Origin of the sequence: Nostoc sp. (genome assembly GCF_036917535.1) — a bacterium.
Lineage (GTDB): Bacteria > Cyanobacteriota > Cyanobacteriia > Cyanobacteriales > Nostocaceae > Nostoc.
Genome location: NZ_JBALDA010000023.1, coordinates 1 through 16270, shown reverse-complemented (window position 1 = coordinate 16270; position 16270 = coordinate 1). Strand labels below are relative to the sequence as shown.

The 16270-nt window shown below is 41.8% G+C and carries 11 protein-coding genes; 8 read left to right on the top strand and 3 right to left on the bottom strand.

All coding sequences use genetic code 11. The annotated features are described in order from the left end of the window. Positions 1 to 116 precede the first annotated feature (116 nt). The 6 genes from V7K56_RS07990 (at position 117) to V7K56_RS07970 (ending at position 5213) form a co-directional block, all read left to right on the top strand. Positions 117 to 389, top strand: coding sequence for a hypothetical protein (locus V7K56_RS07990; protein ID WP_334909258.1), 273 nt, complete (start codon positions 117 to 119; stop codon positions 387 to 389). Positions 390 to 437: 48 nt separating this feature from the next. Then, on the top strand, positions 438 to 677 hold the full coding sequence (locus V7K56_RS37000) for a hypothetical protein (protein ID WP_442939951.1): 240 nt from the start codon (positions 438 to 440) through the stop codon (positions 675 to 677). Between the two features lie 230 nt (positions 678 to 907). Continuing rightward, on the top strand, positions 908 to 2167 hold the full coding sequence (locus V7K56_RS07985) for a hypothetical protein (protein WP_334909256.1): 1260 nt from the start codon (positions 908 to 910) through the stop codon (positions 2165 to 2167). 481 nt (positions 2168 to 2648) lie between these two features. Continuing rightward, a complete protein-coding gene (locus V7K56_RS07980; protein ID WP_334909346.1) occupies positions 2649 to 3887 on the top strand; it encodes an acyl-CoA dehydrogenase family protein in 1239 nt (412 codons plus the stop codon). Continuing rightward, positions 3877 to 4626 carry a PIG-L deacetylase family protein gene (locus V7K56_RS07975; RefSeq protein WP_334909254.1) on the top strand — a complete coding sequence of 250 codons (750 nt, stop codon included), beginning with the start codon at positions 3877 to 3879 and terminating at the stop codon, positions 4624 to 4626. Before V7K56_RS07980 ends, V7K56_RS07975 begins: the two co-directional genes overlap by 11 nt. Then, complete coding sequence (locus V7K56_RS07970; RefSeq protein WP_334909252.1) at positions 4623 to 5213, top strand: class I SAM-dependent DNA methyltransferase; 591 nt, start codon at positions 4623 to 4625, stop codon at positions 5211 to 5213. Before V7K56_RS07975 ends, V7K56_RS07970 begins: the two co-directional genes overlap by 4 nt. Before the next feature lie 453 nt (positions 5214 to 5666). Here V7K56_RS07970 and V7K56_RS07965 read toward each other — a convergent pair whose 3' ends face one another. After that, on the bottom strand, positions 5667 to 6875 hold the full coding sequence (locus V7K56_RS07965; RefSeq protein WP_334909250.1) for a glycosyltransferase family A protein: 1209 nt from the start codon (positions 6873 to 6875) through the stop codon (positions 5667 to 5669). An 805-nt stretch (positions 6876 to 7680) separates the two neighbouring features. Then, positions 7681 to 10332 carry an ATP-binding protein gene (locus V7K56_RS07960; RefSeq protein ID WP_334909248.1) on the bottom strand — a complete coding sequence of 884 codons (2652 nt, stop codon included), beginning with the start codon at positions 10330 to 10332 and terminating at the stop codon, positions 7681 to 7683. Positions 10333 to 10851: 519 nt separating this feature from the next. Here V7K56_RS07960 and V7K56_RS07955 point away from each other — a divergent pair. Next, complete coding sequence (locus V7K56_RS07955; RefSeq protein WP_334909344.1) at positions 10852 to 13101, top strand: glycoside hydrolase family 65 protein; 2250 nt, start codon at positions 10852 to 10854, stop codon at positions 13099 to 13101. A 206-nt stretch (positions 13102 to 13307) separates the two neighbouring features. Here the strand turns inward: V7K56_RS07955 and V7K56_RS07950 are convergent, their stop codons facing one another. After that, complete coding sequence (locus V7K56_RS07950) at positions 13308 to 15785, bottom strand: COR domain-containing protein (protein WP_334909246.1); 2478 nt, start codon at positions 15783 to 15785, stop codon at positions 13308 to 13310. A 252-nt stretch (positions 15786 to 16037) separates the two neighbouring features. Between V7K56_RS07950 and V7K56_RS07945 the strand changes: the two genes are divergently transcribed. Further along, positions 16038 to 16270, top strand: a 233-nt coding sequence (locus V7K56_RS07945) for a hypothetical protein (RefSeq protein ID WP_334909244.1), incomplete at its 3' end; no start/stop codon positions are given.

The following is a 16270-nucleotide window of genomic DNA, read 5'->3' as shown; positions in this document are numbered from 1 at the left end:
TCAGTTTTACTAAGCACAAATTAGGCTAATACTCAGTAAATCGATTGCCCTTTGTTGCACTCTTGTGGGTTCAGTAATCTTATCAAAAGTAAATTTAAATCATCAGTTGATTTCCCGTGTCACAATCTAAATCTTGGTTTCAACAAACTCCTGTTTGGGTGTGGTTATCATTAATTCCGACATTGGGAGGATTTGCTATTGCCTATGTAGGTTATAAATCCAAGACTAAAACTTGGATTGTAATCGGGATTAGCACCTCTACTTTAGCTTTTGCTTTATCCGCAAATAATTTAGTATTTGTGATCTGGCTGGCTCAAATTAGCGTTGCTTTTTACCTGAAAAAATATTATTTAATCAAAACTTATCCAAAAAACTTACCAATTCCATAAGAACAAGAGCTAGCAAAGTTAGTTGCCAGTACTCGCGACAAAGTAGATATTAATGAATGCTTCAAACACGAACTAGTTAACTATTTAGGGCTACCTATAGTTTATGCAAATAACATCGAATCTCTGCTGAATGAGAGATATGTTTTTACTCATGTAGAAGAGTTAATCGAAATAGCCGGAATTCCCGAAAAGCAGGTAGCTCGAATTACACCACTAATTACTTTTAGCTACAACTACAAAAAAGAAGCCGATTTTTCTTGGAAACGATTAAATACATATTCAACCTAAGAATTGATTACCTGTGGATTGGATGGAGCGATCGCAGAACAAATTGTAGCCGAAAGGAAACAACGAGGTGAGTATAAATCCTTGATTGATGTGAAGCAGTGCACTGGATTACCATTTAATACTTATTGTCACATAGCTTAGTACAGTTCGTCATAAAAAAGGGTCAAAAATAGGAGAAGATAATTCTTTGTAGGAAAACACAGAGAATAAATCTGTTAAAGATAACTAACATGAGTAGATTGCAGAAATTTGGTTATTGTACTTATGTCTTTTTAACTATTGCTATAAGTTTACTTGTACTCCGAGTTAATTTTTGCCTGTTAACAGTGTCAGCCAAAGATTATGCACCTGAACAACTTAGTCCTGATGCACTAATGCAATTAAAGAACATCAAACGACGGTTAAATGCAGGTGAAGGAAAAACGATGCAGGCGTTTTTCCCAGAAGGATGGTTTTTTAGCCATATAATCTATGGTTACAGTTGGGTGAATGTTGCTTTGTCTTCAAAGTCCGAACCTCTTCGCCAACAAGCAATTAAAGAGGTGCGTTGGGTTTTATCTCAAGTAGATACACCCGAAGGACGCGCACCTTTTACAGCAGATACCCAAGTTGCCAATGGTGTATTTTATTTAGGTTGGAGTAATCGGTTGTTGGGTGGACTATTAAAAATTCAGTCACCAAAAGAGCGATCGCTCCAAGATATTACTCAATTTCGTGCCCAATCTCAAGAGTTAGCCCAGGCGTTTACAAAAAGTCCCACTGTAACTATTGATGCTTATCCCGGACAAGCTTGGCCTTGTGACCAAACCGTAGCTTTAGCATCTTTAGCTTTGCACGATGAATTGTTTGATAGTAATTATCAACCAGTAATTCAGCGTTGGGTTAGCTATACTCGCCAGCATCTTGACCCACAAACAAATTTAATTCCTCACAAAATTGACGCTGTGACTGGTGAAATTAAGATTGGTACACGAGGTACCAGTCAAGTCTATCTTTTGCCGTTTCTACTAGAATTAGATTCCAAGTTTGCAAAACAGCAGTATGCTCAGTTTCGCAAACAGTTTGTTCCCTCAGTCTTATGCTTTTTCCCCGTGAGGGAGTATCCCGTTAACGCTGATAGCCACGCAGATGTTGACTCTGGGCCAATTATCTTTGGCATTGGCCCAACCAGTACAATTGTCAGCATTGCTCCAGCACATGCTTATCAAGATACTCAGTTGTTTGAAAGTACGCTCGCTATCACTGAAATTTTGGGATTACCGCTAGTATGGGGTGAGGAAAAGTCCTATGCTTTGGGGTTATTGGTAGTAATTGATGATTTTTTGGTTTGGGGCAAAACTTTAGTACCCTGGACGCAGGTTAATAATTCCGTCTACAGCAAACAAAGACTTACAAACAACATTCAGTTGTTGATTTTAGGTTTTGGAGTTGTGTTGCTTGTGCTTTGGAGTCCAATTGTTGCCAAACAGTTTTTAAACAAATGTACTTAAAATTATTGACTAAATATAACCTGATAACTGCGGCTTGATTTGCGTCCCTTTTTAATGACGAGTTGTACTTAGTTCGTTGCCTTTGAACCTGACCTTACAAGGGAACTGTCCAATCTGCTTTACCATCAGTCTCTTTCTTTGGTAGGATTGAGAATAGCAAGTAATACCAATTTGAAAAAAGAATGCGACAAATAGACCATTTGTAGAGACGCGATGAATCGCGTCTTTACCCAAGGATGTGTTGCAATCATTAATTTAATTGGTATAAGAATGGCCAATGTTGATAAGTTTGTTACCTTTTATTATATTTAGTTGATAAATATACCCACGTTAAACTAACGTCAGCACGCAGTTGAGGGATTGTATCAGTTGTGAACAAGTAAAAAGTTCCTTATTGAAATTTTCCTCCTTTTTATTGAGTATATAATCACACAAAAGATAGAGGTATTAACTGACTTAATTTCATTATTATCAACAATGCATAAAGAAAGATTATATAAAGGAGTCGGTTATTAGCATCCAACTACCACAGAATGTCGTCATTCCAAAATGGCATGATTCCAACATTACTCTGGATCTCAAACGTGCCACAGAAATTGCTGATTATTCTGCCAAGAATGCCAGTGTAATAGATTACAATGGTGCTTTTCCCAAGCAGGAGTTTGAGTTAATTGCTAAGGCTGGGTTGTTGGCTGCACCATTGGCGAAAGAATTAGGCGGATGGGGTGCAGGAATAGATGCTAATGTTACCTACGAGCTTCTAATACTATTAAAACAGATAGGGCATGGCAATCTAGCAATTGGGCGAATTTATGAAGGACATATCAACGCCCTGCAACTGATTCAGACCTTTGGTACTGGAGAACAAATCACAAGATATGCTTGTGATGCTCGTGAGCATCATAAAATATTTGGCGTTTGGAATGCCGAAGCCTCAGATGGTGTGAAGGTAATTCCTTGTGAAAATGGGCGTTATCGGTTGGAAGGTTCTAAAACCTTTTGTACTGGCGCAGGCTATGTGGAACGTCCTTTTGTGAATGGAGTATTGCCAGACGGCGGTTGGCAAATATGCATAGTGCCGATGGACGAAGTGACAACAGTTAGCGATCCAGCTTGGTGGCAACCTTCTGGGATGCGAGCTACTGCTAGTTATAAAGTAGATTTTAGCGGTGTAGAGTTGGCTCAAAGCGCTTTAATTGGACAGCCAGGAGATTACTATCGACAGCCTTGGTTATCTGTTGGAGTGATTCGGTTTGCGGCTGTGCAACTAGGCGGGGCAGAAGCACTGTTTAACCTGACTCGCCAGTATCTCCAGGACTTGCAATATACGAACGATCCATATCAAAAAGAACGGCTTGGGAGGATGGCGATCGCCATTGAAAGTGGTAATCTCTGGCTGCGGGGGGCTGCGGATAAGGTAGCAGCCTATGCACCTATATTTGGTGGCTATCCCACAGTTCCCCACCCGCAAGCAGACCAACTCGTTGCTTATGCAAACATGGTGAGGACAGCAATTGAACAGATTTGCATTGATGTAATGCAGCTGTGCGAACGTTCTGTTGGAACTCGTGGCTTAATGCCACCAAATCCGATAGAACGCATTATCCGAGATTTGACTCTGTATCTGCGTCAACCTGCTTTTGATGCATCCTTGGCAAATGTCGGGCAGTATGTCTTAGGTGAAAGTAATCCTGTTGATTTGCTTTGGAATGATGAATAAATCTGGCTTGATTGGATTACCACTAAGCAATCCTGGTATTTTGCCTTGGCGTTCAGTTAAAGAGATCGCTTGTAGTTCCGCACTAATTGTTGCACCCCATCCTGATGATGAGACGTTAGGTTGTGGGGGTGCGATCGCGCTGTTACGCTCTTTAAATTGTCATCTGCAAGTTTTAGTCATCAGTGATGGTACACTTTCACACCCTAGTTCTCAGAAATATCCCGCAGATAAACTTCGGGAATTGCGGGAAGCAGAAACGCTATTAGCGATGAGATTGCTAGGTGTAGAGGGAAATGCTATCACCTTCTGGAGAATGCAAGATGGGTCAATTACAACACAGTATCAAAGTGCAGTAGCTAATTGTCGTGCTTATATCACAGAAGTCGCCCCAGAAATTATCTTTTTACCGTGGCGATATGACCCGCACGCAGACCATCGAGCAACGTGGAAGTTAATTAAAGCAGCGCTGGATGATTTGCGCTTATCCCCGCGATTGATTGAATATCCTATTTGGGATTGGGACTGGAAGCAACGGGGGAGTTTGCCAGCATCTGTTGAAGTGACAACCTGGCGGTTAAATATTAGCGCAGTAGTGGAGTTGAAACAACAAGCGATCGCTGCTTATCGTTCCCAAATTACAGACTTAATTGACGATGATCCAGAAGGCTTTCGTCTGACTCCCGAAATGTTAGCGAACTTCACTCATCCTTGGGAAGTTTATATAGAGGAAAACCTATGAACCCGTTACAATCCGACTCTTTACCACCCAGCTACTTTGATAAACTCTACAGCGAAAACCTCGACCCGTGGAGATTTGAAACAAGCGAATACGAAGCTAACAAATATGCTGCCACAATCGCAGCTTTACCTAAAGAGCGCTATCGGTCTGCCTTTGAAATCGGCGGTTCCATTGGCGTTTTAACTGAGAAACTCCAAGAGCATTGTGACTCACTCCTCTCGATTGATGTATCAAAAATAGCTCAGAATAGAGCAAAAGAGCGCTGTCAACATCTCTCCAATGTCAAGTTCCAAATTATGCGTGTCCCAGAGCAATATCCTGATGAAATGTTTGATTTAACTCTAGTCTCGGAAGTTGGCTATTACTGGAGCTGGGAAGACCTGAAAAAATCCCAACAGTACATTTTAAAACACCTAGAACCTGGAGGACATCTACTTTTAGTTCATTGGACACTCTATGCTCGTGATTATCCGTTGAGTGGAGATGAAGTTCATGACTCGTTTTTTGAGTTGACCCCGAATAAATTGCGGCATTTAAAAGGTCAACGTGAGGAAGAATATCGACTTGATTTATTCGAGCGAGTCTGAGAAATAAAATGAGTCTTATTTTTTGGTGTTTAGTTTTACCTTTTGGAAGAAACGGCTTCGGATCTCCCTAAGTATTACTGTAGGCGAACTCCAAAAAATAAATTATCCAATTTATCGAATCGTATCATGTCCGGTTAAAGACTTACCATTAAGACAGCTCCAGGTTCAGAGGGGACGGGTTTTTGGGCTTTCTGCATAGATAAAGGAAATTATAACTATAGCCGTAGCCACATAGGTTAAGACAATGTTGATTGCTCAAAGCCTTGATTTCAGTGGGTTTATACTCAGCACGGGCTAAACGCCCCGCTGACGCTAACAGCACTTTGCTATAATTAGCCGGACATGATATCAAAAGGACTTTTCCTCTCTCTGCTCTCTGCTGCCTAAAAAGCAATGGGATATTTTTTATTTGGAAGCGTTGCCTTACTTTAGGGCAACGCTTCCTCTTAGCAATTACTGACGCAAACTCTCAAGACGCAAGCGCAAATCCCCAATTGCTTGTTTAATATCCACGCATTTCCAGCGCGAAGCCCAAATTTCTTCTGACTGCTGGCGTTCTTCAACTTGTTCAAACAACTCACCAAAGGAATAAGGTTGCGTTAATTTCTGGACAAGCCATTGGGCTGAAACTCCCAGCATCTCTGCTAAGGACATGACACTGGGATAACATGGCTGATAGCCATTGAGAGCGCACCACCACATCAGTCGTAATTGGCGACGTGCAACAAAACGAGTTTCGATAGCCGCTGCTGGTTCGACTACAAATGCTTGCTGTTGCCGTCCCATTTCTATCCATTTACTCAGTTGATTTGCTAAACCAACATCAGTACGTCCGATTTGTCTTGCCGAAGTTACTACCCGCACTAGCAAACTGTGGCGGAAACGGGCATTTACCCGTAGCAAAGCACGGTAAAAAGCCACATCTTCAGGAGTCCGCACTGGCGGTAAGCCTCCTGCCAGTGCATACATTTCTGCTGTTACTACTAAACTCGCTCCATAATGTTGATAGTGGCGGGGAAAGCTGTCATAGGGATCAGGATCGAGATAATTTTCTAATTCGGTAATTAAATAGCGGTAGCCGACTTCACGCAGAAAGCAAGCTCTAGCGTAAGGGTCTAAAGCCGCACGACCAGCACCCTCAGTGATAATTCGCCCACCGACAGCATCAGCACCACAGTTAATTTCGTACAGGTTGGCAGCAATCCAAGTTGGGCTTACTTGCGAGTCTCCATCAGTTGAAGCAATTACCCCCCTTGTACGTCCTAAACTAGACAAACGGCGATATGCTTCATCCATCAAAATCTGCCTTACTCGACCAATATAGGCTTGTGCAGGTGGCAGAGTTTTTTCAACTACATGCAGTGCTATATCTGGATGTTGTCCCGCGAAACTCCGGGCTATAGCTGCTGAATCATCGCTACAATTATTTGCCAACAAAATTATTTCGTAGCGTTTGGGATCTAAAAGCTGTCCTTCTAGATCAACTTGATGTATTAAGGCAGTAAGGGTTGCTACCAATGTCTGAGCTTCATTGCAAACTGGAACAATTACACAAACTTCACAATGCGGTGAAGGCGGTACTTGGACTAAAGTTTGAGAAGAGTTTTTATCAAGTTGTACAGATGGAAAGTCAGCAACGAGGAGTAAGCGCTTACTTTCCATAAAAACCATTTTTCCATCTCCAGGAACAGCGACACAAGATATTCATTTACAATCGGAAATTATTAGTATTTGTAATACTATTTTGAATGTTCTTTGATTTACTTGAAATCTACCTACAGTAATACCAATTCAAAATTCAAAATTCAAAATTCAAAATTCAAAAAGTGAAACAAAACAAAGGTTTGGGAGTATATATCTGTCGCATTCTTTTTTCAAATTGGTGTTACTCGAAAAGTCGATTCAAAGTCAATACGCTTAGGTTAAGCATTTTTTTCTTCTCTATGTTTCCTCTGCGGCCACCGAAGTTTTGATCGGCGGAAGCCGCCGCTCAAACTTCTCTCTGCGGTAGCCTACGGCAAGCCGATGCAGCGTCTACGTTAAAAAAATTGACTTTGACAAAGAGTTTTAGCCTTAACTGAACTGTATTGGATTCTAAGTACATTTAAATTAATATGAATTATAAAAGGTTGTTTGAAAAGTCATGATTGATGTATCAAATATTTTTTACCCCACCCTAACCCTCCCCTTATAAAGGGGAGCCACTGCATTGGGCGGGCAATGCCCGACTTGAAGCAAGTGGCGTGAGGGAACCGGATTTTTCTTGTTTCATTCCAATACATCGAGGGGATTAAGGGGAGTAATAATGTGATTAAAATTACAGCCAACTACTTTTAAAACAACCTCTAAGGTAACTTCAAAAATTAAATTACTCAATTCCTCTATCCAAGACGACTATTCAGATATTTTCTTACCATGCTCAAGAACAGCTTAACAACAGCTCACTTTGCGATTAATTATTTTTGATTTAGAAGTCCCTAACTCTCCATTCTCCCGCCTTTTTCCAAGGAAGCTTGACTGTAAATCGACTACCTTTGCCTAACTGACTTTCAGCGTGGACAGTCCCACCGTGCAACTCGACAATTTTTTGCACTATTACTAGTCCTAAACCCGTGCCTGGAGAACGAGGAGTAGAGGCATTTTCAACTTGCACAAAAGGTTGAAATAATTTAAAAAGGTCATCGGAAAGCATCCCAATGCCTGTATCTACCACGCTGATAAAGATATATTCATTGGTAGAACTTGGCTGGGCTTCAATCCAAACTTCGCCTCCTTCTCTAGTAAACTTGATTGCGTTAGTCAATAAGTTGATAAATACTTGGCGGATGCGGGGTTCATCAACTTGGATGGGTTCGAGTTCTTCAGGTATTTGTGCCCTCAGCCGAATATTTTTCTGGAACGCCAGATGTTTGACAAAGCTTAGGCTAGAATCACATAATCCCTGAACCGAAGTAGCAGTTAGTTGCAGCTCTATCTTGCTGGATTCGGTGTCGGTAAAGTCAAGTATTTGGTTAATTAATTCTAGTAAGTTTTTACCACTGGATTCGAGTATATTTAGAGACTGGCGCTGTTCTTCACTCATAGGGCCGTACACTTGCTCTTTGAGTGCCTCTGTGATTCCCAGAATTGAATTTAAAGGAGTCCTCAGATCGTGATTGATGTTTCCTAAAAAGGTGCTTTTGGCACGATTTGCCACTTTGGCAGCTTCTTTAGCCTCATGCAGAGAGGATTCTGCACGTTTGCGATCGCATACTTCTAAAGTTAGGGCGATAATTTCTGCGATTGAGCTAATGAAGTTTTGCTCGCTCAGTTCCCATTTGCGAGGAATATCAACCTGTTCAAATAATACTGTTCCCACCATTTGCCCTCCAACCCAAAGGCTGGTATCAAATAGAGATACAATATTATTTGGTTCGAGCATATCCCATAATTCTTGTACTCGTGGATCGGTGCGAGTGTCAGAAACGGCAATGGTACGAGAAACCACCAGAGCTTTAAAGTAGATTAAATAATCTGCAAGGTTGCGTTCTAAACCTGCTGAATGTCTCTGATTGCTGCGTTCGTAAAGACTTATACATTGTAGTTTGGTGCGCTCGCTATTGAATAACCACACACTCACTCGCTCTACTTCTAAGGCATTGGCTGCTTTTTTTGCGATCGCTTTGAATGCTGTTTCTAAATTTCCTTCAAAAACTGCTTTGTGATTTGCCAATTCTGCTAGTACCTGATAATGCTTTTCCAGTTTTCGCTCGCTGTTAATGCGTTCTTGAATTTCTTGCTGTAATTCTTGAGTTTGCTGCTTAATTTGCAGTTCTAAATCCTCATTTTTGTTAATCAGTGCAGTAAAAGTTTTGCGTAAATCTTGCGCCATCTCATTAAAAGATTCACCCAGCACCTCTAGTTCTTGAATGCCTTGTACTTTCACTACTGAATCATCGCTGTTGGTAAAATCAGTTAAATCTTTTGTCGCCCTGCAAAAGTGCAAAATTGGCACAGTAACCCACCAGGCGGTGACAATACCCAATATAATAGCTAGTGCCAACGCTCCTAAACAGAGAAAAATTGTAGTTTGAATGTTGCGATTGATTTGTCCCATAAAGTCTGCTTCTGGGACAGCCATGATAATCAACCAATTGACATTTGCTTCGCCCTCGAAGGGTCTAACTTCTAAAAATTGCCGTTTGCCGTCTAAGGAAAAATCTAGTTGCTGTAAGCGTTGAATTTGGTCAAAGTTACTAAACTTAGTTGTTAAATATTTAGCAGTTGCTTGAGTTAAAGAATTCCCACTTTGGGAAGCTGCTAACCTAATAGGTTTACCATTTTGAAAACGGAATGGTTCTTCGGCAGTGGAACTTGCCACTAATAGCCCCGATCGCTCGATAATAAAAATTTGCCCAGACTTGCCCACTTTGATATTTTGCAGCAAATCCCCAATTTGTGATAGATGAGTGAGAGTGCTGTTGACTCCGAGGAATTTGCCTTGGGAGTTATAAATGGGTTGAGATGCACTAATTAGGAGCGTTGGTTCAGTGCGGGGTGTAAAAATCTGACTAAAGCTGAATTTTTTGACGGTAACTGCTGTTTGATAATCAGGATGCGATCGCGCATCATAATTTTTGATTACTTCTGGTAGTTGAGTACGTTGACCTTGAGAGTCAATGATGTAGTTGTAGAGATTGTACCCAGTTGACTTATCGGCTTTTCTGAGTAGAAATTGGCGATCGTTGAACTTCTCCACCGCTAAATATTCTTGCTCATTGCTTGCAGTTATTGCCAACGCATCTGGAAAAATCTTTAACTGCTCTATTAAGTATGACTCCCAGGTTGCCAGATTCTCTATCTTCAGCAACCCCATGTTAATCAGATTTTGATTACTGCCTAGTACCTGACGTGGAGTTGCCAAATAAGTTTGTAAATTCTGCTCGACTCGATTGGCAACTTCATGACGTAATTCGTTAGCTACCTGATTAACTGCTTTTTGCCCGTTTCCAATTGATAAGTATGCAGTCACTCCCACAGCTAGCAAGATTTGCAGCAGAAACAACGCTACCAAGATGCAACTTAAAGGTACGCCTTTAAACAGGGAAAAAACACTACCTTGCCTGGTATTTTTATTCATCTGCCCACTTTCCCTTCCTATTCTGTAGTATTGAGTACAACACCTCGAGTTTGCTGTCCTGTGGGCTTATGCATAGTTTATACTCGGTCGGGTCAAGTGCCAATATACCACTTCTGGTAAAAGAACAAAACGTTACTTAACTGCACCTGTAAATTTTACCAGTCAAAAATCGTCCATCACAAAGACAAAGACGCAATAAATCGCCGTCTCTACAAAGGGCGGATTATTGTAGAGACGGCGATTCATCGCCTCTTGCCTTAATTATAAATACGAAACAAATTGATGAAAAGCTGAATCAATTCGTAGTTAGTCGAGATTTATGAATTATAACTGGCATTTTTCAATAAATCTAACTATAGACAGATGAAATTTGAAACGCTACTCTTATCAGAAGCGTATTTGTTAGCGTTCAGACTATCTTTTAATCTAGGCGCTAAAGAAAAGGAGTTAATCGCTTAAAGATTGCTCCTAATTTTACTGCATCCTACTCACAGCCATCCCCAAGAGGTTTTATCACTCATGCTCAACGTATCCACTCACACTTCTCAACAAAATCAGCAATTAATTGACAATACTGACTGGAACGTTATTGAAACGGAGTTTAATCCGACGCAGTTACATCACAAAGAAACTGTCTTCACTCTTGGTAATGGGTTGTTAGGAGTGCGGGGTACGTTTGAGGAAGGATATTCCCAAGATTGTCCAGCCACACTCATCCACGGTGTTTATGATGATGTGACAATTGCTCATACCGAATTGGTAAACTGTCCCAACTGGCTGCCATTGGTGGTAAAAGTTGCAGGCGTTCGCTTTACTATGGACAGTGGTGAAATTCTCAACTACGAACGTCGGCTCGATTTACGTTTAGGCTTAGTTAGCCGTGATGTGCGGTGGCGTAGTCCTAATGGTTATACCCTAGATTTTCACTTTGAGCGTTTCACCAGTTTAGCAGACCAACACGTTTTGGCAATTCGCGCTCAAATCACATCGGTAGACTTTGAGGGTGAAATTACCGTTGAAGCTGGATTTGACAGCGAACCAGATACTCGAGGCATTAAACATTGGCGAACCTTAAACCAAGGTGGCATAGAGCAAATTATCTGGTTAAACAGTCAAACTCTCCACTCAGATATTCAACTTGGGATGGCAGCTAAGTTAGTGGTAGATGGTGACGAGACTACACTTGTGAGCGTCAAAAATACTTCTAGTTCTCCCACTTTAACAACCACCTTAGAGTTATATCCTGGAAAAACAGTAACTGTAGAAAAGATTGTCACCCTGTTTACTTCACGAGAGACAGAAATCCCCATTGCTGCCGCCTTACAAAGACTCGCTGATGAACCCAGATATACTACTCTGTTGGCAGCTCACATTACTGCATGGGAGCAAGTGTGGCAAGACAGTGACATTATTATAGAAGGCGATCGCTTGGCTCAATTGAGCGTCCGTTACAATCTCTTCCAATTACTAGCGGTGACACCGCGTCACGATAGTCGGGTGAGCATTCCTCCCAAAACCCTCTCTGGTTTTGCCTATAGTGGACATATCTTTTGGGATACAGAAATATTCATCCTGCCCTTCCTCACCTTAACTCAACCAGCCCTAGCGCGTAACTTGCTCACTTACCGCTACCACACCCTACCAGGAGCGAGACGCAAAGCTCAAGAAGCAGGTTATCAAGGAGCGATGTTTGCTTGGGAAAGTGCCACTACTGGCGATGAAGTCACTCCGCGCTGGGTTCCGGCTCCCAATGGTGAATTAATCCGTATCTGGTGCGGTGACATTGAAGTGCATATCACCGCAGATATCGCTTATGCAATTTTGCACTACTGGCAGACTACTAATGATGATGACTGGATGCGTGATTATGGCGCAGAAATTATCCTTGATACGGCTGTTTTCTGGGAAAGTCGGGTGCAGTGGAACCAAGAGCGCCACAGCTATGACATCCTAGATGTAATTGGCCCGGATGAAAATCACGATCGCGTCGATAATAATGCCTTCACCAATCTCATGGTACAGTGGCATTTACAGTCAGCTTTGCGACTGTGGGATTGGCTCAAACGAGCTTATCCTGAAACTTCAGCTCAACTAGAGCAAAAACTCAACTTAACCACAGAGCGTCTGCACCATTGGGCAAAAATCCAAGAGCGTCTATTTGTCAATGAAGATGCTCAAACGGGTTTAATTGAGCAATTTGAAGGCTTTTTCCAGCTAGAAGACGTTAACCTCGCTGATTACGAACCGCGTAGCAAATCTCTGCAAGGTTTGTTGGGAATTGAAGCTACCAGCCAAAAGCAGATTCTCAAGCAGCCAGATGTATTGATGCTCTTGTATTTATTGCGCGATCGCTACGACTATAACACCCTCGTCAGCAACTGGAACTATTACAACCAACGCACCGACCACAGTTATGGTTCTTCACTAGGCCCAGCCATTCATGCCATTTTAGCTTGCGACCTCAATCAACCAACCGAAGCATATACACACTTTCTGCGATCGGCCTTGGTAGACTTAGATGATGTCAGACTGAACGCAGCCGAAGGAATTCACGCTGCCAGTGCTGGAGGAGTATGGCAAGCAGTAGTTTTCGGGTTTGCCGGCATTCGCATGACTCAATTTGGCCCCATTGCCTGTCCCAATCTACCACCTAACTGGACGCGTTTGAAATTTCGTCTGCAATGGCGTAACGAGTGGTATGACTTCGATTTACAAGCCGAAAAAGAAGTCAAAATTCCCACCTTGGCAGAATACACGCTCGGAAATTAGTCAGGTTATCTTCGACTTGGATGAAGTTTTAACTGATAGCTAAGAGTTTACCTGCGATCATCGTTCGCGCATCGTCTCGTAGAGAAGACGTTGGCGCAGCGATCGCTTTTACAAAAGAAACCTCTCCCTGCTTTTACTACGCAAAACCGTCCCTCTCTGACTCCTAGAGAAACTTAAACTTTAGTTCAAGGCAGGGAGAGGTTCTTTTACCGAAGAAATGCTATTTTAATCTTCTTACAAATATCCACCCAAGCTTTATTCTCTTGTGCTGAGTTCAGGCTGTCTAAAGGTTGATTCGGAGGGTGCGCTGACTGATACTTTTCAATTTCTGTTTCCTCGTAGCTGCTAAAACTCAACGGTATCCAAATAATCGTAAGTCCTTCGGCTTCAGCCGCATCCAACAATGGCGGTAACTCATTCTCGGCAATAAAGTCTGATGCTAAAAAATCGGGGCTAACCAACAATACTGCCATTTTTGCTGCTGCTAAAGCATTTTCAATTTCTTTGCGCCACTCAGCACCGGGTTGAATTTTGGTATCGTCCCACACTACCATATTTTGGTTACGAATCATTGGCTTGAGGTGTTTCTGGAGTTTGGTAAGCCACTCCTGATCTTGATGACTGTAGCTAATGAAAACTTGATTTCTGATTATGGGTTCAGACATAGGTATTTGCAGATTTGGTGACGGTGATAAAACATCGTCAATTAGTCTACGGACATCTACCATATCACCGCTATCTTGGCACTGGATTTGGTTGCAATTATTTTCTCGGAATTTGTACAACACGTCGCGGCGGTAAAAATGAGGCGTTTGACTATCCTTACAGCTTTCACAGTTGCAGGGAACAAGTGTTTGATATTGCAGACGTTCGTAAGAGTTATGAATTTTTTCTAGTTCATGGATGATAACTGCTAGCCGTTCTTTCTTGTTTTTTCCTGCGACACGGACTTTTATTTCTCGTTGATTGTAGTGTTCAATCACTTCAGCACGGGTTTGGTCTTTAGCAAGAACAACGCCTGTTTTCCAAACTAGGGTTTGTTGTTCAATATCGGAGTGCATTTCGACTATAAAGCGGGTGAGAATACCTTTCGGCATGAAGTCATATTTATAACGTAGGATTAGGTTATTGGATTCATCCCAATTGAAATCAGGTTGGTTGACAGAGAGTAATTGAGGTGCAATATAAGTGCCAGGACAACTAGGTATTTCGTAACACAGTTTAAATTTCATCATTAGCCGCAACAGTTCTGGTCGCATATTGGCATATTTGTTTTCGTGCCAAATATTTTTTAAATCATTGCGATCAAATTTACCCAAGTTTTGAATTACTTGGGGATTATCTAACACTTTGTAAACGGCATCTGTACCCCAAGTGGGCTTGAGAATCACGGTTTTTATTAAAAAGTCATCATCTTGGAAGTGAAGGCATACACCTAAATCATGCAGATAGCCACTGAATTGGAGTTTGTCCTCCTGTTTAATAAAACCATGTTGCTCACAGATGTTTAGATATTCTTCCAAGCTAATATATTCACGAGAGTTACCTTCTAAAGCTTCTCGCACTTTGACCCAGGTTTTAGGAAGTTCTATTCCTACATGAGGTAGGTTAGTAATATAATGCTTAATTTTATTTAAGATTTCTGGCAAACCGCGATCAGTCGCCAGGTTTGTAGTAAGTGTTTCCTTAAAATTAATGAATTCACGCCGTAACTCCGGCTCGTTTATTTCTCGTTTGCGCTCCTGTTTTTCATTTTTGACAATTAATAAAGGACTATTTCCACTCAATAATTCAACCACATTTAACCAGTAGTAGAAATCTGTGTCTTCTTTGCGAGTATCAGCAACCAAGGCATAAAGAGAGCGTTTTGTAAGGAAAAATTGGTGGGTAGCATGGTAAATTTCTTGACCACCAAAGTCCCAAATATTGACCTGAAATTCTCTGTTATTGTCAAGCAAGAACTTCCATTGAATAACATCAATGCCTTCGGTGGTATTTTCATCTTGTTGTAACGTATATTGATTGTCTTGAATTTTTTTAGCTAGCGTAGTTTTACCTGCACCTCCTTCTCCCACAATGATTAATTTAGCTTCATAAAGGCGATCAGTTTCTTGTTCTAGTTGTTGCCTGCAAAAGTCAAGAATTGCTTTAAACCCTTTCGTGATAATTTCTGGTGGAGGCGATTCTAAAGGATTACTGCTGAGATTGAGGATTTGCAGCTTGATGAGTTGGCCAAATTCCGGTGGCAGACTGCTCAGTTGATTGTTGTAGAGGTAGAGGGTTTGCAGCTTGGTGAGTTGGCCAAATTCCAGTGGCAGACTGCTCAGTTGATTACTGCCCAAGTAGAGGAATTGCAGGTTGGTGAGTTGGCCAAATTCCGGTGGCAGACTGCTCAGCTGATTACTGTTGAGGTAGAGGGTTTGCAGGTTGGTGAGTTGGCCAAATTCCGGTGGCAGACTGCTCAGTTGATTACCGACGAGGTTGAGGGTTTGCAGGTTAGTGAGTTGGCCAATTTCCGCTGGCAGACTGCTCAGTTGATTGTTGTAGAGGTTGAGGGTTTGCAGGTTGGTGAGTTTGACAATTTCCAGTGGCAGGGTTGTTAAGCCTTTGCCAGAAAGGTCTAATTTTGTCACCTTGTCTCTGGCAGCTTGTTCAATAATTTGCAGCAGTTCTTCGTTAGTCATTTTGGGTTTTATAGAGGTGATGTCTGACGAGGAGTTGCTGCTTGGACACACAGCAGAGAAATTGAGCTAATTAATAATGTAGCCTGTATGAAGGATTGCATTGTAGCAATATGCGTTAGCGTAGCTCGTCGTAAACATCGCAGGTTCCTACGCCTCTAGACTCGACCTCAAAACCTCACCATTCCACCTTTGAACAGCAACTGTCGAGCAAAAAGGGCGTAGGCGTACCTTGTTGTAGACATCGTTCCACCTTTGAACTCGAAGCTTGCACCTTTTATCCTCGAACTTGCACCTTTTATCCTTGAACTTGCACCTTTTATCCTCGAACTTGCACCTTTTATCCTCGAACTTGCACCTTTTATCCTCGAACTTGCACCTTTTATCCTTGAACTTGCACCTTTTATCCTCGAACTTGCACCTTTTATCCTTGAACTTGCACCTTTTATCCTCGAACTTGCACCTTTTATCCTCGAACTTGCACCTTT

Coding starts and splice junctions, on each gene's coding strand:
- V7K56_RS07985 (WP_334909256.1), top strand. CDS start 908: ATGAGTAGATTGCAGAAATTTGGTTATTGTACTTATGTCTTTTTAACT.
- V7K56_RS07975 (WP_334909254.1), top strand. CDS start 3,877: ATGATGAATAAATCTGGCTTGATTGGATTACCACTAAGCAATCCTGGT.
- V7K56_RS07970 (WP_334909252.1), top strand. CDS start 4,623: ATGAACCCGTTACAATCCGACTCTTTACCACCCAGCTACTTTGATAAA.
- V7K56_RS07965 (WP_334909250.1), bottom strand. CDS start 6,875: ATGGAAAGTAAGCGCTTACTCCTCGTTGCTGACTTTCCATCTGTACAA.
- V7K56_RS07960 (WP_334909248.1), bottom strand. CDS start 10,332: ATGAATAAAAATACCAGGCAAGGTAGTGTTTTTTCCCTGTTTAAAGGC.
- V7K56_RS07955 (WP_334909344.1), top strand. CDS start 10,852: ATGCTCAACGTATCCACTCACACTTCTCAACAAAATCAGCAATTAATT.
- V7K56_RS07950 (WP_334909246.1), bottom strand. CDS start 15,785: ATGACTAACGAAGAACTGCTGCAAATTATTGAACAAGCTGCCAGAGAC.